15 protein-coding genes are annotated in these 19,700 nt (G+C 68.4%); 4 read left to right on the top strand and 11 right to left on the bottom strand.

Annotated elements, in window-relative coordinates:
- Positions 1-71: 71 nt before the first annotated feature.
- From DM480_RS12335 to DM480_RS12325, 3 genes are all read right to left on the bottom strand, one after another.
- The gene (locus DM480_RS12335) at positions 72-2,420 is read right to left on the bottom strand and encodes a PAS domain-containing sensor histidine kinase (protein WP_115379433.1); all 2,349 of its coding nucleotides are present in this window, start codon (positions 2,418-2,420) and stop codon (positions 72-74) included.
- A 294-nt stretch (positions 2,421-2,714) separates the two neighbouring features.
- Positions 2,715-4,136, bottom strand: coding sequence for an adenosylhomocysteinase (ahcY, locus tag DM480_RS12330; RefSeq protein ID WP_115379431.1), 1,422 nt, complete (start codon positions 4,134-4,136; stop codon positions 2,715-2,717).
- A gap of 137 nt (positions 4,137-4,273) precedes the next feature.
- Positions 4,274-4,834: a YqgE/AlgH family protein gene (locus DM480_RS12325; protein WP_115381277.1), complete on the bottom strand. Its 561-nt coding sequence runs from the start codon at positions 4,832-4,834 to the stop codon at positions 4,274-4,276.
- Between the two features lie 104 nt (positions 4,835-4,938).
- On the opposite strand from DM480_RS12325, the gene DM480_RS12320 reads away from it, so the two are divergent.
- From DM480_RS12320 to DM480_RS12310, 3 genes are all read left to right on the top strand, one after another.
- The gene (locus DM480_RS12320; RefSeq protein WP_115379428.1) at positions 4,939-5,418 is read left to right on the top strand and encodes a peroxiredoxin; all 480 of its coding nucleotides are present in this window, start codon (positions 4,939-4,941) and stop codon (positions 5,416-5,418) included.
- Between the two features lie 174 nt (positions 5,419-5,592).
- Positions 5,593-7,044 carry an AMP nucleosidase gene (locus tag DM480_RS12315; RefSeq protein WP_115379426.1) on the top strand — a complete coding sequence of 484 codons (1,452 nt, stop codon included), beginning with the start codon at positions 5,593-5,595 and terminating at the stop codon, positions 7,042-7,044.
- 113 nt (positions 7,045-7,157) lie between these two features.
- A complete protein-coding gene (locus DM480_RS12310) occupies positions 7,158-7,748 on the top strand; it encodes a hypothetical protein (RefSeq protein ID WP_115381275.1) in 591 nt (196 codons plus the stop codon).
- Between the two features lie 312 nt (positions 7,749-8,060).
- Here DM480_RS12310 and DM480_RS12305 read toward each other — a convergent pair whose 3' ends face one another.
- From DM480_RS12305 to DM480_RS12275, 7 genes are all read right to left on the bottom strand, one after another.
- Positions 8,061-8,834, bottom strand: a complete 774-nt coding sequence (locus DM480_RS12305) for an SIMPL domain-containing protein (protein WP_115379424.1) — start codon at positions 8,832-8,834, stop codon at positions 8,061-8,063.
- 46 nt (positions 8,835-8,880) lie between these two features.
- The gene (locus DM480_RS12300; protein WP_115379422.1) at positions 8,881-10,728 is read right to left on the bottom strand and encodes a M2 family metallopeptidase; all 1,848 of its coding nucleotides are present in this window, start codon (positions 10,726-10,728) and stop codon (positions 8,881-8,883) included.
- 56 nt (positions 10,729-10,784) lie between these two features.
- Positions 10,785-11,546, bottom strand: a complete 762-nt coding sequence (locus DM480_RS12295; RefSeq protein WP_405053296.1) for an alpha/beta fold hydrolase — start codon at positions 11,544-11,546, stop codon at positions 10,785-10,787.
- Between the two features lie 44 nt (positions 11,547-11,590).
- On the bottom strand, positions 11,591-12,037 hold the full coding sequence (locus DM480_RS12290) for a GFA family protein (protein WP_115379420.1): 447 nt from the start codon (positions 12,035-12,037) through the stop codon (positions 11,591-11,593).
- The gene (locus tag DM480_RS12285) at positions 12,034-13,104 is read right to left on the bottom strand and encodes an aspartate-semialdehyde dehydrogenase (RefSeq protein ID WP_115379418.1); all 1,071 of its coding nucleotides are present in this window, start codon (positions 13,102-13,104) and stop codon (positions 12,034-12,036) included. The genes DM480_RS12290 and DM480_RS12285 overlap by 4 nt, the downstream gene beginning before the upstream one ends.
- A 92-nt stretch (positions 13,105-13,196) precedes the next feature.
- On the bottom strand, positions 13,197-16,571 hold the full coding sequence (locus tag DM480_RS12280; RefSeq protein ID WP_115379416.1) for a glycosyltransferase: 3,375 nt from the start codon (positions 16,569-16,571) through the stop codon (positions 13,197-13,199).
- Positions 16,572-16,690: 119 nt separating this feature from the next.
- Positions 16,691-17,665 (bottom strand): quinone oxidoreductase family protein, encoded by a 975-nt coding sequence (locus DM480_RS12275; protein WP_115379414.1) that lies wholly within the window; start codon positions 17,663-17,665, stop codon positions 16,691-16,693.
- Positions 17,666-17,782: 117 nt separating this feature from the next.
- Between DM480_RS12275 and DM480_RS12270 the strand changes: the two genes are divergently transcribed.
- The gene (locus DM480_RS12270; protein ID WP_115379412.1) at positions 17,783-19,207 is read left to right on the top strand and encodes an aldehyde dehydrogenase family protein; all 1,425 of its coding nucleotides are present in this window, start codon (positions 17,783-17,785) and stop codon (positions 19,205-19,207) included.
- A 4-nt stretch (positions 19,208-19,211) separates the two neighbouring features.
- Here DM480_RS12270 and DM480_RS12265 read toward each other — a convergent pair whose 3' ends face one another.
- Entirely contained in the window at positions 19,212-19,664 is a 453-nt protein-coding gene (locus DM480_RS12265) for a monooxygenase family protein (RefSeq protein WP_232833989.1), read from the bottom strand.
- Positions 19,665-19,700: the final 36 nt, after the last annotated feature.

Raw genomic sequence — 19,700 nt, 5'->3', positions numbered from 1 at the left:
TGCCCTTCCTTCGGCAGCAAAGAACAGCCCTTCGACAAGCTCAGGGCAAACGGAGAAGATAGGCCAAGCGCTCATCGCCGCGGCAGCTCCACCGTCACCAGCGTCCCCTGCCCCGGTTCGGACACCAGTTCGATCGTCCCGCCATGCGCCTCGACGAACTGCTTGGCGAGCGGCAGGCCGAGGCCAAGCGCGCGTTCGCCGGTCGGTTGCATGCCCGGCTCCGCGAATCGGTCGAAGGCATGCGCGACCGCCGCCGCATCCATGCCGTATCCGTCGTCGGACACGACGATCCGCGCGCGCGTCGCATTGCCGTCGGCGTGGAGCAGAATGCGGCCGCCCTCCGGTGTCGCGGCGACGGCGTGGCGCAGCAGATGCTCGATCACTTCCTTCAGCCGCTTCGGATCGCCGGTGACGCGGCCCGTCGATCGGGCCAGTTCGACCGCGAAGTCGAGCTTGCGGCGCTTCGCTGCAGGCTGGATCGTGTCCGCCGCCTGCCGCGCGACCGCGGCGAGATCGACGTCGACGCGCGCCACCTCCGCCTCGTCGCCGCCCTGCGTCAGGTCGAGCACGTCGTCGATCAGCAGCCCCAGCCGCTCGACCGAATCGAGGATCGCCTGGACATATTGGTCACCCTCCGGCGATAACGCGCCGGCATAGCCGCCGTGCAGCATCTCGGCAAAGCCGCTGATCGAGGTGAGCGGCGTGCGCAATTCGTAGCTCATGTTGGCGACGAACTGCGTCTTGACCTTGTCCGCCGCCTCCAGCGCGTTGGCGCGTTCGCGCAGTGCCTGTTCGGCGCGGCGGCTGTCGGTGATGTCGAGCATCGTCAGCAGCGCGTTGCCATCGGGCAGCGGCACCGCGGCGAATTCGAAATGGCGGCCGTCGGCGAAGGCGACACGGCCGCCGCGCTGCTGTCGCTCCGCCGTGGCGGAGCGGACGAGTTCGGGGATCAAGGCTGCACGATTTGGCGTGGCGAGGCGCGAGGCGGCGGCTTCGGCAAAAGCGTCGACGCGCGGATGGGCGGCGAGGAACTCCTCCTCGAACCCCCAGACGGTGCGCATGCGGTTGTTCCACAGCTGCAGCTTGCCGTCCGCTGCGAACACCGCCAGCGCCTCGAACAGATTGTCGAAGGTCGCGGTGCGCACGCGCAGCAACGTGTCGCGCGCGCTGGCGAGCTGCACCTGTTCGGTACGATCCTCGAAGATCAGCAGCAGGCCACCGTCGGGCAGCGGCTGCGCGACAACGCGCAAATGCGTGCCGCCCGACAGGTGCCAGTTTTCCTCGACCGCGTCCTCGCCCGGCACGAACCATTGCCGCCGCTCCGCCTTCCACGTCGGGAAATCGCGCACCTCGGGCAGGCGGCTCGCCTCGCGCATGCGTTCCAGCACGCGTTCGAACTCCGGTCGGTCGGCGAGCCATTCGGCACGCATCGCGAACATGCGGCGGAACGGCTGGTTGCAGAAGACGAGGCCGCGATCGGGCCCGAATTGCGCGACGCCCGCCGACAGGCGATCGAGCATCGCGCGCTGCGCCTCCGCGAACCGCTTGGCGTCGGCACGCGACTGTTCCAGATCCTCGATATCGACCGCGTAGCCCGCGACGCCGCCGGTCGGCAGCGGGATGTCGTGGACGTAAAAGGCACGTCGTTCGCCGCCGATCGTCGCGGGCAAGGTCGCGACCTGCGGCCGGCCCTCCTCGCGCGCCAGCCGCGCGCCCGCCTTCGGCCCGCCACGCCCCGATCCCTCGACCAGCTCCAGTTCGCGCCCGACGACGTCGGCGGCGTCCTTCCCCTCGACCGCGCGGACATAGGCACGGTTGACCATCGCCAGCCGGAAATCGGGCGTGCGATACCACATCGGCAGCGGCGCCGCCTCGATCAGCCCGGTCAGCGCATCGAACGCGGCCGACAGTTCGTCGACCTCCGCGGTCAGCCGCGCGATCTCGCCCTGCGTCTCGGTGGCGTCGAGCGTCCACAACACGACCGCGCCGGTCGCGCCCAGATCGCCGGGCGCGCGCGCGCCGCGCACGGTGATGCTGCGCCCCGACCCTTGCGGATGCAGCGCGCGGACGAAGGCGCGCCCCGCGCGCTGCGCCGCCTTGACGTCGTTCGCCAGCGCCGCCGCCTCGTCGTCGGGCAGGCCGCCGTCGCCGCCGAGGTCCTGCAGGAAGCGCGGTGCGCTCGACAGGCCGAACCAGTCGACGAGGCGCGGCGGCATCTCGACGCGGCCGTCAGCGCGGACCAGCATCGCCATCGCCGGCGACACCTGGCGCAGCGCCTCCCACTCGCGGACCCGCGCGACCGCGGCGCTCGCCTCGCCGCGCCAGCGCCAGCCGAGGTAGAGCGCATAGCCGCCGCCCGCGACCAGCAGCGCCAGCACCGCCCCCGCCACGACCGCCGCCATCACCGAAAGCTGGATCAACGCCTACCCCTTGCGGCGCCCGGTTGCGCCGCGTGTTTCCGCCAAGCTGTAGAACGGATTGCCGGAGGGCGGCAATGATCGAACCCAGTCCTCCCCTGCTTTTGCAGGGGAGGGGGACCGCGCCTCGCAGAGGCGTGGTGGAGGGGCAGCCACACGCGACGCCGTTTAGGGCTGCCCCTCCACCACCAGCCTGCGGCTGGCGGTCCCCCTCCCCGCGAAGCGGGGAGGATCGAAGAAACGAAAAAGGGCGGCGCCTTTCGGCACCGCCCCTTCCCTTACCGATCGTGCGGACGATCAGTAGCGATAGTGATCCGGCTTGAACGGCCCTTCGACCGGCACGCCGATGTAGCTCGCCTGCTTCTCCGACAGCTTCGACAGCTGGACGCCCAGCTTTTCGAGGTGGAGCGCGGCGACCTTCTCGTCGAGGTGCTTGGGCAGGACGTAGACCTCGTTCTTGTAGTTCTCGCCCTTCGTCCACAGCTCGATCTGCGCGAGCGTCTGGTTGGTGAACGAGGCGGACATCACGAACGACGGGTGGCCGGTGGCGCAGCCCAGGTTCACCAGCCGGCCCTTGGCGAGCACGATGATCTGCTTGCCGTCCGGGAATTCGACGAGGTCGGTGCCCGGCTTCACTTCGGTCCACTTGTAGTTCGACAGCGCGGCGATCTGGATCTCGCTGTCGAAGTGGCCGATGTTGCAGACGATCGACATCGGCTTCATCGCCTTCATGTGATCGGCAGTGATGACGTCGGCGTTGCCGGTCGCGGTCACGAAGATGTCCGAGCGCTTCACCGCCTCGTCCATCGTCACGACCTCGAAGCCCTCCATCGCCGCCTGCAATGCGCAGATCGGGTCGATCTCGGTGACGAGCACGCGCGCGCCGCCGTTGCGCAGCGACTGGGCCGAACCCTTGCCGACGTCGCCGAAGCCGGCGACGGTCGCGACCTTGCCCGCGAGCATCACGTCGGTGGCGCGACGGATCGCGTCGACCAGCGATTCCTTGCAGCCGTACAGATTGTCGAACTTCGACTTGGTGACCGAATCGTTGACGTTGATCGCCGGGAAGGGAAGCTCGCCCTTCTTCGCGATCTCGTACAGGCGGTGCACGCCGGTGGTGGTCTCTTCGCTGACGCCCTTCAGGTTCTTGACGGTCTGCGTCAGATAGCCCGGCTTCCTGGCGATGAACGCCTTGACCGAGCGCTGGAACTCGACCTCTTCCTCGTTCTCCGGCTCGGCGAAGGTCGCGCCGGCTTCCAGCTTCGCGCCCCACAGCGCGAACATGGTCGCGTCGCCGCCGTCGTCGAGGATGATGTTGGCGGTCTGGCCCTCGACCTCATGGTCCCACGAGAAGATGTCGCCGACATAGTCCCAATATTCGGCCAGGCTCTCGCCCTTCACCGCGAACACGGGCACGCCGGTCGCGGCGATCGCGGCGGCGGCATGGTCCTGCGTCGAATAGATGTTGCACGTCGCCCAGCGGACGTCGGCGCCGAGCGCGGTCAGCGTCTCGATCAGCACCGCGGTCTGGATCGTCATGTGCAGCGAGCCGGTGATGCGCGCGCCCTTGAGCGGCTGCGCCGCGCCGAATTCGCTGCGCAGTGCCATCAGGCCGGGCATTTCGGTTTCGGCGATCTTGATTTCGGCGCGGCCGAAATCGGCGAGGCCGATGTCCTTGATGACGTAATCGTGGGTCTCGGTAGCGAGCGCGGTTGCCACGAGGATTCTCCTGAGCGTGCGTTGTTCGGCGGGGCTCGTCCCCGTGCCGGATGCGCGCGCATGTACGTCGGGAGCGGCGCGAGATCAAATATAAAGATATCTTTATATGCTGGGCGCGAGCCGAGTGTCCTGCCGCATCATGCGGTGCCCGTGTCGGCGACGAGCAGCCGCGGGTCGATCCCCGCCCGAGCGAAGCTGCCTGCCCAGCGGCGGTCGGCGGCGGTGTCGAACAGCAAGGCGTCGTCGCCCGCCACGTTGAACCAGCCCGGCTGCGCCATTTCGCCCTCCAGCTGTCCCGCGCCCCAGCCCGCATAGCCGAGCGCGACGACGTAGCGCGACGGCCCCGTCCCTGCCGCGATCGCACGCAGCACGTCGACGGTGCTCGACATCGCCCAGCGGCCGGCGACGTCGATCGTGTCCTGCCCGCCCCAGTCGGTGGAATGGAGCACGAAGCCGCGCCGCGGCTCGACCGGGCCACCGAAGTGGATCGGCACGTCGGGCGCATCGCCGTGCGCGATGTCGAACTGGTCGAGCAGATCGTGCAGGCCGAGGTCGTCGATCGTCGCGCCGATCCCGATGCCGAGCGCACCCGCGGCGTCATGCGCGCACATCGCAATCACCGCATGGTCGAACCGCGGGTCCATCATCCCGGGCGTCGCGAGCAGGAACTGCCCCGTCAGAAAGGCCAGATCGTTCATCATCGCCACCATAAGGCGCGATGCCGCGAAATCCCACGTTGAAATCCGTCGCGCTTTCGCCGACCAGTCGCGCTCCCTTTCCGTCTCTCACCGCGAGGCCCGTCATGACCATTTCCGTCGGCGACACCATTCCCGCCGTTCCGCTCGTCAAGGTGACGCCGGACGGCCCCGACACGATCTCGTCCGAGGAGTATTTCGCTGGCCGCACCGTCGCGCTGTTCGCGGTGCCCGGCGCGTTCACGCCGACCTGCTCGGCCAAGCACCTGCCCGGCTTCGTCGAACAGAAGGACGCGATCCTGGCGAAGGGCGTCGACGAGATCGCCTGCACATCCGTCAACGACGCCTTCGTCATGGCCGCCTGGGCCAAGACCGCGGGCGCGGAGGGCATCACGATGCTGGCGGACGGGAACGCCGCCTTCGCCGAGGCGCTGGGCCTGGCGATCGACGCGAGCAAGTTTGGCATGGGCACGCGCTCGGCCCGCTATGCGATGCTGGTCGAGGACGGCGTGGTGAAGCAGCTCCACGTCGAGGCGCCCGGCGAGTTCAAGGTCAGCAGCGCGGAACATCTGCTCAGCGAGATATGACGCCCTAATCTTCCCGGCACGGGCAGGTGGCAGCGCGCCGGCGCTGAGGGGGGCTTTCCGCGTAGCGCAACGCCCGTGGCGAGCCCCCTCCACCAGCTTCGCTGGTCCCCCTCCCCGCAAGCGGGGAGGATACCCCGTCTTGCCAGCGTCACGGACCGCGCGTAACCATCCGGGATGTCAACCGCATCCCAGATCGTTTCCGAACTCGAACGCCTCTATCGCGCATCGGTCGACCGGCTCCAGGCCGCGCTCACCGCCTATCTCACCGACGGTACGCCGCCCTCGCCGGAAAGCCGGCACGACGGCAGCTTCGCCTATCCGGTCATCCGCCTGCATTATGCCGGCGACCTCAACCGGCCGACGCCGCCGCGCTCGTTCGGCCGGCTCGTGTCGCCCGGCACCTATACGATCAGCGTCACCAAGCCGGGGCTGTTCGCCGACTATCTGACCGAACAGCTGACCTTGCTGATCGAGGATTACGACGTCACCGTCGAGGCGCTGCCCGGGCGGCAGGAAATCCCCTTCCCCTACGTCCTCGATCCTGGCCATGCGCTCAGCCTCGACAGCGTGTCCGCGACCGAATTGTCGCGCCATTTCCCCGCGACCGAGCTCGCGCATATCGGCGACGAGATCGCCGACGGCCTGTGGATGTCGGACGGCGAGACGCGCCCGCTCGCGCTGTTCGACGCGCTGCGCACCGATTTCAGCCTCGCGCGCCTGCGCCATTACATGGGCACGCCCGCCGAACATACGCAGCGGTTCGTGCTGTTCACCAATTACCACCGCTACGTCGACGAATTCGTCCGCTGGGGCGCGTCGCAGCTGGGGCCGGACGCAGACGGCGCGCCGTCGCGCTTCACCGCACTGTCGGGCGCGGGCAATATCGTCATCACCAGCCCCAGCGACATCGACAAACTGGTCAGCGACAGCGCGTGGCGGCGGCACCAGATGCCCGCCTATCACCTGATGGCCGCGGATGGCACGGGCATCACGCTCGTCAACATCGGCGTCGGTCCGTCCAACGCCAAGACGATCTGCGATCATCTGGCGGTGATGCGTCCTGAGGCGTGGCTAATGATCGGCCATTGCGGCGGCCTGCGCCCGTCGCAGCGGATCGGCGATTACGTGCTCGCCCACGCCTATCTGCGCGACGACCATGTGCTGGACGATGTGCTGCCGCCCGAAATCCCCGTGCCCGCGATCGCCGAGGTGCAGCAGGCGCTCGCCAAGGCGTCGGAGATCATCTCGGGCCAGTCGGGCGAGGAACTGAAGCGTCGCCTGCGCACGGGCACGATCGTCACCACGGACGACCGCAACTGGGAACTCCGCTATTCCGCCTCCGCGCTGCGCTTCTCGCTCAGCCGCGCGGTCGGCATCGACATGGAATCGGCGACGATCGCGGCGCAGGGCTATCGCTTCCGCGTCCCCTACGGCACGTTGCTGTGCGTGTCCGACAAGCCGTTGCACGGCGAACTCAAGCTGCCGGGCCAGGCCAATCGGTTCTACGAACGCGCGATCAGCGAGCACATGCGGATCGGCATCGAGACGTGCGAGCAGCTGCGCCGCGAGGGCGACCGCCTGCACAGCCGCAAGCTGCGCGCCTTCGATGAGCCGCCGTTCCGCTAAACCTTTCCGGTGAAACGGTTTTCTGCTCGGCGCACGCGGCCGCTGGAAACCATCGGCCGGTGATGCGTTACGCCAGCGAACCGAAAAGCGTTCGCGCTGCTGGGATGGACATCATGGCCGACGATACCGACACGCCAAAGACCGAAACCGGCGTCACGCCCCGCCGCCGCGCGCCGCGGAAATCGAGCACGACGCGCAGCACGCCGGCAACGACGGCGGGCGACGGCAAACCCCGTCGCCGCGCCACCACCAAATCGGCGGCGGCTTCCGCGGCGGCCAAAACCGACGAAGCGCCGGCCGCCGCCACCTCGACGCCGCGCCGTGCGCGTACGACGCCGACCAAGCCGCAGGCTGAGCAGGCGCCGGCTGCAACCGCGGTCAAGCCGCGTGCCGCCAAGCCCCGCGCTGCGAAGCGCCCGACGCCGCCGGCCACGCGCAAGAGCGCCACGACGCCGACGCCATCGGGAATCGCGGACAAGCTGCGGAGCAAAATCGGCGTTTCGGCGATCGGTGCGGGCCTGGCCGCTGCTGCCGGCGCGGTCGCCGCGACGGCGCTGCTAACCCTGCGCAGCAGTACGCCGAAATCGGCGTCCCCCGACACGAAGGGCAAGCCCGACAGAAAAGGCGCGCATACGCCCGATGGCAGCGACGCGTCGCGGTCGTTCAAGGCGGGCATCGCCGACGAGAATACGATCCCGGATTGAGCGCAGCCGGCGCGTTCGGCTTCGTGTCGGGTGGTAGCGACCAAACGGCTCGTATCGACACGAACCGTGCTCTCGCGGATGCGGCAGACCAACGTGCCACACGATGTCTTACGGTCTGGACCCGTAGCGGTCACAGTAGCGCTGCGCACCGAAGAGGCGCTCAAACGACGACCGCCGCTTTAGAATACGCGCGCCAGCCCCGGCAGTGTCCCGGGACTTGCCGGTCGCAGCTACCCGGCGTCCACTGCATCGGCCGCCTTCAGCCGCGAACCTCCAGGCGGACGGTCATACCGGTCCGCGCGCCGTTCCGCGTCAGCGCGGGGCCAGCGCGTAATCGATCCAGACGGTCACCGACCGCTGCATCTCGCCGCCTTCGACCGGGGCCATGGGTGGTGGCGGCGGTGGCGGGGGAGCGGGCGCGCGCAGTTGCCCGGTCATCACATATTCGACCGGCCGTGCGAAATTGCCGCGCTCGCTAACCCGCAGCACGCGCGCGACGCGTAAGCCGAGCCCGGCGGCGTAGCCTTCGGCCTCCGCCTTCGCGTTGGCGAGCGCGGCGGCGCGCGCCTCGGCCATGCCCTTCGTCGGATCGCTCGACCCCAGATTGGGGCCCGATACCGAATTGGCCCCCGCGCCGAACGCCGCCGCGATGACGTCGCCCGCGCTCGCCAGCCGCGTCACCGTCACCGCGACGCTGTTGCGCGCGACATAGCCGGTGATCTGCGCCTGACCCTGCCAGTCGCCGGCGGTGACGCGGGCGAAGCGCGGCTCGACGTTGATCTGCTGCGTGCGGATGTAGCGCGCCTCGACGCCCGCGCCCTTCAGCGACGCGATCACCGCCGCCATCTTCGCCGCATTGCCGTCGGTCGCCTCGCGTGCGGTCGTGCCGGTGGTCACGACGCCGACGCTGAGGAAGGCGGCGTCGGGCCGGTAGGTCGCCTGGCCCTCCGCCTGCACCTCGAGCAGGGTTTCTCCGGGCTGGAGCGCGGTCGACTGAACGGGCACGGCCTGCGCCGCCGCCATCCCGGGCAGCAACGCCAGCGCCGCCGCCATACCCGACGCCATACCCATCGTCGAACGCATCATCGTGCCTCTCCCTTCTCGGTGGGTACGGCCGCGTGCCGCACCGGGATCACCAGCCGCTCGGCTTGCCCTGGTTCTGCTTATCCAGCCATTGTTTCAATGGCGCGAAATATTCGATCATCGCCTTGCCCGACATCTCGCGGCTGCCGGTGAACGCCTGCAACGCATCCGGCCACGGCTTTGACTGGCCCATCGCGAGCATGGCGTTCAGCTTGGTGCCAACCGCCTTGTCGCCATAGAAGGAGCAGCGGTGCAGCGGCCCCTTCCATCCTGCCTGCCGGCAGGCGGCCTTGTAGAACTGGAATTGCAGCACGCGGGCGAGGAAGTAGCGGGCGTAGGGGACGGTCGCGGGGATGTGGTATTTCGCGCCCGGATCGAACCGGCTCTCGTCGCGCGCGACGGGGGGCACGATACCCTGATACTTCAGGCGCAGCGCATCCCAGCCCGCCTGATACTGCCCCTCCGGGATCTGGCCAGAAAAGACGCCCCAGCGCCATTTGTCGACGAGCAGGCCGAACGGCAGGAAGGCGACCTTGTCCATCGCCTGGCGCAGCAGCAGGCCGATGTCCTTGTCGGCGCTCGGCACCTGCGCCGGCTGAAGCAGGCCGATCTTAACCAGATAATCGGGCGTGATCGACAAGGCGACGGTGTCGCCGATCGCCTCGTGGAAGCCGTCGTTGGCACCGCCCTTGTACAGGAACGGCTGGTTCTTGTACGCGCGCTGATAGTAATTGTGGCCGAGTTCGTGATGGATCGTCACGAAGTCGTCGGCATTCACCTTCGTGCACATCTTGATGCGGATATCGTCGAGATTGTCGATGTCCCACGCGCTGGCATGGCAGATGACGTCGCGGTCGCGCGGCTTGACGATCTGCGAGCGCTGCCAGAACGTCTCGGGCAAAGGCGCGAAACCGAGCGACGAATAGAAAGCCTCGCCCTGCTTCACCATCCGCGTCGGGTCATAGCCCTTCGCCTTGAGCAGTTCGCCGGTGTCATAGCCCAGGTCGCCCGCCCCCGGCGGCGCGACGAGGTCGTAGATATTGCCCCATTCCTGCGCCCACATGTTGCCGAGCAGATCGGCACGGATCGGCCCCGTCTTCGCCTGCACCGCATCGCCGTATTTCGCGTTGAGCTTCCAGCGGACGTAGGTGTGGAGCGACGTGTACAGCGGCTCGACCTCCGCCCAGATCCTGTCGGTCAGCTGCGCGAACTGGTCGGGCGTCATGTCGTAGCCCGAGCGCCACATCGCGCCGACGTCGGCAAAGCCCAGCTCCTTCGCACCCGCGTTGGAGATCGCGGTCATCCGCGCATAATCCTGGCGCTGCGGCGCGCCGACATTGTCGTGCCAGCTGGTCCACATCTCCTTCAGCTTCGCGGGATCGCGCGTCGTGCCCATCGCGGCCTCTATGTCGGAGCCGTTGATCGGCTGGCCGGCGAGCATGCCCTTGCCCTTGCCGTAGCGCGACGACATCCGCGTCGTGATCGTGGCGAGTTCGTCCGCCGCGCCCGGCGTCGTCGGCGCGGGCAGGCCGACGCCGTTCCTGAGCAGATCGAGCTTGCGCTTCGTGTCGAACGACAGGCCGGGCGTGCCGTTGAAGCGCGCCGCGCCCTTCGCCCATTGCACCGCCTTTTCCGTCACCTGCGCGCCCGATCGGGCGGCGAGCGCATCGGTGTCGTCGGTGATGTAGGTGGCGTTGACCCAGGCGGTACGGCTGGCGTCGACCGACATGGCCGCCGCCTCCTTTTCGACCGCCGCGACCCAGGCATCGGCCTCCGCCGCGGTCGGCTGTGCGCCGGGGGTGACGGGCGATACGGCGGGCGCGGCCTGCTGCGCGCGCGCGGGTGCGCCGCTCAGCGCCGCGGCCAGCGCGATGGACGAGATAGCGGCACGCAACATAGTCATCCCCTTCGGCATTTTCGTTGCCGGACGATGGCCGCGCTTGCCGCGCCGGGTCAAGCCGCGAGAAAGTCCGCGATGACCGTGCCCAGTTCGGGCTTCGTCACCGCGCTCATGTGATTGCCCGGGATTTCGTGGAAGGTCGCATGCGGCATCGCCGCCGCCAGCGCAGCGCCCGACCCATTGTCGTCGTCGTCGATGCCGGTGACGATCGCGGTCGGCACAGCGATCGCGCGGACCGTGTCGATCGGCGTGTCGACGAACGTCTCCAGCACGCCGAGCAGCGCGACCGGGTCGCCACCAGTCGTCTTCAGGAACGCCTCCGTCAGCCATTCGGGCGTCCCGCGCGCGAAGCTGCCGAGGTTGGTCAGGACGTGTCGGAAGTAGCCGCCGCGCCCCGCCGTCTGGACGATACCGTCCAGCCCCATCCCGGCGATCACCGCCCGGCGCGGCGTCGCGCCGTTGGCGAGCATCCGCATCGTCGTGCGCCCGCCCAACGAATAGCCGCCGAGATCGTAGTCGGTCAGGCCGAGATGCGCGACCAGCGCCAGCCCGTCACGCATTAAGGCATCGGGCGGATAGGCCGCCGGATCGTGCGGCCGGTCGCTCGCGCCATGGCCGCGAAGGTCGGGCATGATGACGCGAAACCCGCGGTCGGCGATGCGCGCGGCATGGCCGTATTTGATCCAGTTGACCTCCGCATTCGAGAAATAGCCGTGGATCAGAACGACCGGCCGCCCCTCGCCCATCTCGCGCCAGGCGATGCGGGTGCCGTCGAAGCTGGCGAAGGTCTGGGGTTCGATTGCGTTCGTGGTCACGTGCGGCGTCCCGTGTCGGAGGATGATCCCACCGCCCTAACGCGTCAGCGCAGCGCCGTCTGCCCGGCGAGCACTCGGCCGAACACCTCGAAGTCCGGGGCTTCGGGCCAGTTCGGTACGCCTTCGGGTATGGCGACCCACCGCTGGCGATAGGCGGTGAAGATATGCGCGACGCAGGCGAGTTCTTCCGACCGGTCGAGCGTGCCCGCGCGCACCACCGCAAAGCCCGGGCGCCGCGTATTGGTGTTGTAGATCCGCGCATGGCAGGTGGCGCAGACGCGCTGCGTCGAGACGCGATCCTCGGTCACCTGATCGTAGACGACGAGCGGGCCGTCGACCGTCAGCGTCCCCTCCGCCACGATCACGCTCTGGCTGAACGCGCTGCCCGTCCACCGCTGGCAGACGTGGCAATGGCAGGCGTAACTCAGCGGCAGATCGTCGCCGGCGATCGTGTACCGGACCGCGCCGCAGCGGCAGCCGCCGGCGATCATGCCTCGTCGTCCGCCGCCTCGTCCGCACCGATCAGCGCGCTGTCGCCCTTCTTGAGGTGACGGCGGCCGAGCAGCTCGGCGATCTGCACCGCGTTGAGCGCGGCGCCTTTGCGCAGATTGTCGCTGACGCACCACAAGGACAGGCCGTTCTCGACGGTCGGGTCCTCGCGCACGCGGCTGACGAAGGTGGCGTCGTCCCCTGCGCTTTCGATCGGCGTCACGTATCCGCCGTCCTCATGCTTGTCGATCAGCATGATGCCCGGCGCCTCGCGCAGGATATTCTTCGCCTGTTCGGCGCTGATCTCTTCGGCGAACTCGATGTTGATCGCTTCCGAATGGCCGACGAACACGGGCACGCGCACGCAGGTCGCGGTGACCTTGATCTTGGGATCGAGGATCTTCTTGGTCTCGACCACCATCTTCCACTCTTCCTTCGTCGAACCGTCATCGAGGAAGCTGTCGATGTGCGGGATGACGTTGAAGGCGATCTGCTTGGTGAACTTCTTCGGTTCGGCGGGGTCGCCGACGAAGATGTTGCGACTCTGTTCGAACAGTTCGTCCATGCCGACCTTGCCCGCGCCCGACACCGATTGATAGGTTGCGACGACGACGCGCTTGATCGTCGCGGCATCGTGCAGCGGCTTCAGCGCGACGACCATCTGCGCAGTCGAGCAATTGGGATTGGCGATGATGTTTTTCCGGGTGTAGCCGTCGATCGCGGCGGCATTCACCTCCGGCACGATCAGCGGCACATCGGGGTCCATGCGATACAGCGACGAATTGTCGATCACGGTGCAGCCGGCGGCGGCGAATTTCGGCGCATAGACCTTGGTCGCCTCGCTGCCGATCGCGAACAAAGCCATGTCCCAGCCGGTCGGGTCGAAATGCTCGATGTTCTTGACGGTAAGCTTCTTGCCCGTCTCGCCATAATCGATCACGTCGCCCTGGCTGCGCGAGGAGGCGAGCACCGCGATCTCGTCCACGGGAAATTCGCGTTCGGCGAGGATATTGACCATCTCGCGCCCGACATTGCCCGTCGCACCCGCGACGACGACCCGATACCCCATGACCCAACCTTCCGTAAGCGAAGCGCGCCCGTAGCGTCATTGCGCCAAAGGGGGCAACACCTTTCCGTTTGATGCGCGCTGCGGCGCTCCTGTCACCGCGTCGCCTGCACCCGCCCGGTCCGTTGCAACTTGCCCCAGCCGACCATCGGGCCGCGCAGCGCCTGGGCGATCGCCTTCAGCACGACGTAATACATGATCTGGCGATACCCGACGCGCTGCGGGATCAGCAACCACAGCAGGCTCCACCGCTCGCGCCGTTCGAGTGCGAAGGCAATTGTCGCCGCGAGCAGGTCGATCGTGGTGAAGATCGCCCAGAAGGTGAGCATCGTGTAGATGTCGTGGCTGGTCTGCGCCCAGCCGTGCGCCTGCACGTCGAACCAGGTGACGACGAAGCTGACCAGCAGCGCCAGATCGATGATCGGCGAGATCGCGGCGAGCAGCACCTGGAAGACGATCGCCTGCGGCAGGCCGATCCAGCCGAGCCCGCGCGGGTGCGAGCGGCCGATCGCGCCGCTGTGCTTCCACAGGCATTGCAGCGTGCCGAACGCCCAGCGAAAGCGCTGCTTGGCGAGCGCGCGGAAGCTTTCGGGCGCCTCCGTCCAGGCGACGGCATATTGGTCGTAGCGCACCTTCCAGCCGGCGCGCTGAATCGCGATCGTCAGATCCTGATCCTCCGCGAGCGTGTCGTCGGGATAGCCGCCGACGCTGCGGATCGCGTCCAGCCGCCACGCGCCGACCGCGCCGGGCACGACGGTGATCGCATCGAGCCGGGCGAGCGCGCGCCGTTCGAGATTCTGCGCGGTGATATATTCGAGCGCCTGCCACTTGGTGACGAGGTTGACGCGATTGCCGACCTTCGCATTGCCCGCGACCGCGCCGAGTTCCGGGTCGCCGAACCAGCGCGCGAGACGCGCGATCGTCGTCGGTTCGAACTGCGTATCGGCATCGAGCGCGATGACGATCTCGCCGCGCGCAAGCTCCAGCCCGTGGTTGAGCGCGCGCGCCTTGCCGCCATTCTCCAGCGTCAGCAGGCGGACGCGCGGATCGTCGGCGAAGGCGCGCTCGACGACCGCACTGGTCGCGTCCTTCGACCCGTCGTCGATCACGATCACCTCGATCTCGACATCGGTCGAGGCAAGGACGCCACGCACGGCGCGCTCGATCACGCGTTCTTCGTTGTACGCGGGGATCATCACGGTCACGAAGCGGCCGGCATCGATCGGCGGGAAGACCTCACGCCCCTCGCGCCGCGCCTGGATCAGCGCGAGCGCGGACAGCGTCACCGCGCGCAGGATGCCGACGGTGATGGCGATGCCGAACAGCCAGCGTAGCGCTATGACGAGGCCGCCGAGCGTCGAGAACAGCGCCAGGTCGGCGCGCGCCGCCAGCTGGTCGCTCGCCGAGATCGGCGGCATCGATTGGTTGCGCGACAGGCCCGCGAGCGTCGACACCGGCACGAAGTGATAGCCCATCGCGCGCAGCCGCTCGATGATGACGGGCAGCGCCTCCACCGTCTCCTGCCGGTTGCCGCCGGCATCGTGCAGCAGGATGATGTTGCGGCTGCAATTGGCGTCGGATTCGTCGTCGCAGACCTTTGGTCCGTTGACGATCTTGTCGATCGTCCGGTCGATGATCGCCTGCGTCCCCGGCCGCTTCCAGTCGTCGGGGTCGACGTGGAGGCCGACGGAGATATAGCCGCGCCGCTGCGCCATCAGCGCCGGCGCGATCTCGTCCGCGGTGCTCGGCTCGGCATCGCCGAAATAGGGTGCGCGGAACAGCCGCAGCGATCGGCCGGTGAACGCCTGGAACAAGCGCTGGTTGGCGTTGAGCTCGAAACGAACCTGCGCCGGGCCGACCGTCGCGAGATTGGGATGGGTGTAGGTGTGGCTGCCGATCTCATGCCCCTCGGCGATCATGCGCAGCAGCAGCGACCTTTGCGTCAGCGCATTCTCGCCTACCATGAAGAAGGTGCCGGGCGCATGTTCGCGCTTCAGCACGTCGAGGATGCGCGGCGTCCAGGTCGGGTCCGGCCCGTCGTCGAAGGTCAGCGCGAGCAGGCCAGGGCGATAGCCGGTGCGTTCGACCACATAAGGCGAAGGCATGCGATCGAAGACGACGTCGGCGATCCGCCCGTCCGGCCCGGCGACCGCGCGGCGGGTGCCGGTGACGGGTTCGGCGGTGATCTTCAGGATTTCGCCATTGCCCTCGATATCGACGTTGGTGCCCGCGGGCACCGCGTCGATCGCGGACGGCGGCGGTAATTGGCGATGCTCGCGACCGAAGATCGACCACACGCCGGGGTCTTCCGAGCCCAGCCGCCACAGCGCGACGCTGCGCACGCCGGCACGCTGAAGCAGCAGCAACTGGTTGTAGGCGGAGGCGGCGTCGGCGAGCCACACGATATGGCGGCTGCTGCCTTCCATATAGGCGAAGCTGGTGTTGCCGCTCGCCCGGTCGTAGGCGGGCTTCGTACCGCTGTCGGACGCGTCCTGCCACGCTTCCTCGACGTCGAGCGCATCGCCGCCGCCGTCGTGCCAATCGTAGGCGTAGGAGGCGAAGGCGACGACGAGCTTCGACTTGGGCACGCCGCGCACCGAATCGGCGACGATGCGCGCGAACCACTGCTGCGACGCGATCGGGCCCGGCGGTCCGCTCGTCTCGTGCTCGTCATAGGCCATCAGGAAGATCTTGTCGGTGACCTTCGCATAAGCGGCGAGATCCCAGTCGGGATTGCCGAGCTGCGCGGCGATCGACACCGTCCAGCCGCGCGGGGCGAAGCGACGCTGCGTCTCCGCCAGGAACGCGCGATAGTTGGCGTGCGCGGAGGGCGGCAATTCCTCGAAGTCGAAGAAGACGCCGCGCGTGTTGTTCTGCGCCAGCCACGGCACCAGTTTGTCGAGGAATGCGCCCCGCGCCCGGGGGTCGGCGAGCATCGCGGCGATGCCCGGCCCGTCCCACTGACCGTTCAGCACGTTCTGCACCATCGGCGTCACGATCGGACGGCGGGCGGCGCGGTTGATCACTTCCCGCCCCGCCGTATCGCGGAAGACGGTGATGTGATGATCGGTTCCGGTGATCGAAATCCAGCCCGGGATCACCCAGTCGAGCTGGTCGATATGGCGCGACAGGCTGGCGGTGCTCGACTGGTCCCAGGGCGTGTAGAAGCCGATCGCGAGCGATGGGTTATCGTTGCCGGGCGTCTTGCCCCCGGTCTGGCCAAACAGCCGCCGCGCCCAGTAATCGACGCTGCGTTCGGTACGCCTGAGCAGGCCGTGCGGCGGCGGCAGCTTGCGCAGCGTCGCCCGTTCGGCCTGCACGGGCAGCAACGGGGCGGTCGGCACCGCCCCGATCGAGGTCACGAACACCGCCACCGCCAGCACGACCAGCAGCACGAACGCGATGATCGCGAACGTGAAGCGACGCTTGCGCCGGCCGCTGGCGTCGTAGAAAACGGGGCTTTGCGACATCGATCAGGAACTCCGGTTCCCTCCATGCCCGCTTCGCCCGGACGGGATCAAGACGGCCGCGCAACAATAATGACCAGCATGATCCCATCACCCGCCACAAGCGCACCGGCAAGGCTCCGTCACGGTAGCAGGACGGTGCTGCCCCGCGTCTCGCCGGCTTCCAGCGCACGATGCGCATCGGCGGCGCGTTCGAGCGGAAATGTCTGGCCGATCTGCGGCCGGATCGCGCCGGATCGCAGCATCGCGAAGACGCGGCCGACGCCGTGCTGCCGTTCCTCAGGCGTAACATAATAATCGAACAAGGTCGGCCGCGTGACGAACAACGACCCCTTTGCCGCCAACGTCGCCAGGTGCACGCCGGTGACCGCGCCGCCGGCATTGCCGTAACTGACGATCAGCCCGCGCCGCGCCGCCGCGGCAAGCGACGCGTTCCAGCTCGCCATGCCGACGCCGTCGAACACGACCGCGACGCCCGTGCCATCGGTCAGCGCATGGACGCGGTCGGCGACATCCTCCTGCATGTGGTCGATGACGTGCTCCGCGCCCGCCGCGCGGGCATGCTCCATCTTTTCGGGCGATCCGGCGACGCCGATCACCTTCGCGCCGATCGCCCTCAGCCAGCCGGTGAGCAACTGGCCGACGCCGCCTGCGGCCGCCCAGACGAGAACGGCCTGCCCCGCCTGCACCTTTGCGCAGCGTTCGACGAGGCATTCGACGGTGCAGCCCTTGAGCATCAGCGCGGCGGCGGTGCAGTCCTCGACCTCGTCGGGCAGGTGGACCAGCTGCGCGACGGGCAGGTTGCGCGCTGTCGCATAAGCGCCGCGGGCGGGGCCGAAGGTCGCGACACGGTCGCCGACCGCGAACCCCTGAACGCCCTCGCCCACCGCCTCGACCACGCCCGAAGCCTCGCTGCCGAGGCCCGACGGCAGGTCGATCGGATAGACGCCGCTGCGGTGGTAGGTGTCGATGTAATTGAGGCCGACCGCGCGGTTGCGCATCCGCACTTCGCCCGCGGCAGGCGGCGGCAGGTCGACGTCGACCCATTCGATCACGTCGGGCCCGCCGGTGCGGGTGATGCGTGCGGCGCGTTCCATATGCTGCGGGCCTTCCTCTCGTGATCGCGTGCCGCGAACGCCTGCGCCGGTTTCCGGTTGCAACGCGCCGGGCTTCGCGGGCAATCTGGCGGCAAAACCGGATCAAGGAGAGACGCCGTGCATCGCCAGCTTCAGCATTTCATCGACGGCGCCTGGGTCGACAGCGACGGCGGCCGCACCCATGCGGTGACCGACCCCGCGACCGAGCAGCCGGTGACCGAGATCACGCTGGGCAGCGCGGCGGACGTCGACCGCGCGGTCGCCGCCGCCCGGCGCGCGTTCGACGCCTTCGCGCAGACCAGCGTCGATGAGCGCGCGGCGCTGCTCGACCGGATCGCGGACGGCATGAAGGCGCGCGCCGCCGATCTCGCCAAGGCGATCAGCGAGGAAATGGGTGCACCGATCGCCTTCGCGCAGGCCGCGCAGGTGCCCGCGGGAATCGGCCATTTCCTCGCCACCGCCCGGGCGCTGCGCGAGTTCACGTTCGAGGAGCGAATCGGCAAGGCGCGCGTCGTCCATGAGCCGCTGGGCGTCGTGGCGATGATCACGCCGTGGAACTGGCCGCTCAACCAGATCTGCGCGAAGATCGCGCCCGCGATCGCCGCGGGCAACACGATGGTGCTGAAACCGTCGGAGGAAGCGCCGCGGTGTGCGATGATCCTTGCCGACATCCTGCACGATGCTGGCGTGCCGGCGGGCGTCTTCAACCTGGTCAACGGCGACGGACCCGGGGTGGGCGCGGCGCTGTCGGCGCATGCGCAGGTCGATATGGTCAGCTTCACCGGATCGACGCGCGCGGGGATCGCGGTGGCGCAGGCTGCCGCCGCGACGGTCAAGCGCGTCCATCAGGAACTGGGTGGCAAGGCGCCGAACCTGGTGCTGGAGGGCGCGGACCTTGCCGCGACGCTGCCTCCGACGTTGCAGGGGGTGATCGCCAATTCGGGACAAAGCTGCATCGCACCGACGCGGCTGCTCGTCCATGACAGCCAGGTGGCGGAGGCGACGGCGGTCGCAAGGGCGATCTTCGAAGGAGTCGGCGTCGGCGACCCGGCGGAGGTCGGCGCGCACATCGGACCGGTCGTCAACAAGGCCCAGTTCGACAAGATCCAGGGCCTGATCCAGTCGGCGATCGACGAGGGCGCGACGCTGGTCACCGGCGGCACCGGCCGGCCCGACGGCCGCAACGCGGGCTTCTACGTACGCCCGACCCTGTTCGCAGACGTGACGCCCGACATGCGCATCGCGCGGGAGGAGACGTTCGGCCCGGTGGCGACGATCACACGCTATGGCGACCTCGACGAGGGCGTGCGGCTGGCAAACGACACCGAATACGGGCTATCCGCCGCGATTTCCGGCGATCCCGCGGCGGCAGCCAGGGTCGCACCGCGGCTGCGTGCCGGTCTCGTCACGATCAACGGCTGGTCGCCCGCACCCGGCGCGCCGTTCGGCGGCTACAAACAGTCGGGCAACGGACGCGAAGGCGGCAAATACGGGATCGTCGACTTCATGGAGGTGAAGACGATCACCGGCTTGCCGGACTGATGCCTCACCCCCGGGCCGCCGCCATCCGTCCGGCGGCGGTCATGAACGCGCCGGCTGCGTCGCGTGCGGGCGCGAAGGCCGTCATACCGACTGGCGCGCCGGGCATGTTGACGTAGATCGCCTCCATGCCGCCGCGCATGCTATAGGCCTCGTGCCAGAAACCGGCCTGCCGGGGATCGCGCAGGAAATTGCGCCACCAGCCGCTGTGGGGCTCGCTGCGCGTAAAGGTCGCGAGCGCCGCCGGGTCGCGCCAATATTGGCGGATGCCCACATGGTTCCAGCCGAACAGGAATCCTTCGTGATGGAGCAGGCCGTCAGGGCGCCGCCGGGCGATGTCGCCCAGTCCCTTCCCGATCGCCATCATGGCAGGAATCGCGCGCCAGCCGCGCAGGCGAAAGCCGAGCATCACCACCATCATGTCCGGATAGGCGGCGAGATCGACGGTCGTCCGTTGCACTTGCACTGCACATCTCCATCATGTTTACACCGTAAT

The sequence above is a fragment of the Sphingomonas sp. FARSPH genome (assembly GCF_003355005.1).
Classification (GTDB): domain Bacteria; phylum Pseudomonadota; class Alphaproteobacteria; order Sphingomonadales; family Sphingomonadaceae; genus Sphingomonas.
The sequence above is the reverse complement of the archived record's forward strand: the minus strand, read 5'-3'. Positions and strand labels throughout refer to the sequence as shown.

What these genes read in the sequence shown, in the direction of transcription:
- DM480_RS12305 (WP_115379424.1), bottom strand. Translation starts at nt 8,834, where the DNA reads ATGATGCGTTCGACGATGGGTATGGCGTCGGGTATGGCGGCGGCGCTG.
- DM480_RS12320 (WP_115379428.1), top strand. Translation starts at nt 4,939, where the DNA reads ATGACCATTTCCGTCGGCGACACCATTCCCGCCGTTCCGCTCGTCAAG.
- DM480_RS12290 (WP_115379420.1), bottom strand. Translation starts at nt 12,037, where the DNA reads ATGATCGCCGGCGGCTGCCGCTGCGGCGCGGTCCGGTACACGATCGCC.
- DM480_RS12275 (WP_115379414.1), bottom strand. Translation starts at nt 17,665, where the DNA reads ATGGAACGCGCCGCACGCATCACCCGCACCGGCGGGCCCGACGTGATC.
- DM480_RS12280 (WP_115379416.1), bottom strand. Translation starts at nt 16,571, where the DNA reads ATGTCGCAAAGCCCCGTTTTCTACGACGCCAGCGGCCGGCGCAAGCGT.
- DM480_RS12285 (WP_115379418.1), bottom strand. Translation starts at nt 13,104, where the DNA reads ATGGGGTATCGGGTCGTCGTCGCGGGTGCGACGGGCAATGTCGGGCGC.
- DM480_RS12310 (WP_115381275.1), top strand. Translation starts at nt 7,158, where the DNA reads ATGGCCGACGATACCGACACGCCAAAGACCGAAACCGGCGTCACGCCC.
- DM480_RS12315 (WP_115379426.1), top strand. Translation starts at nt 5,593, where the DNA reads ATGTCAACCGCATCCCAGATCGTTTCCGAACTCGAACGCCTCTATCGC.
- DM480_RS12325 (WP_115381277.1), bottom strand. Translation starts at nt 4,834, where the DNA reads ATGAACGATCTGGCCTTTCTGACGGGGCAGTTCCTGCTCGCGACGCCC.
- DM480_RS12300 (WP_115379422.1), bottom strand. Translation starts at nt 10,728, where the DNA reads ATGTTGCGTGCCGCTATCTCGTCCATCGCGCTGGCCGCGGCGCTGAGC.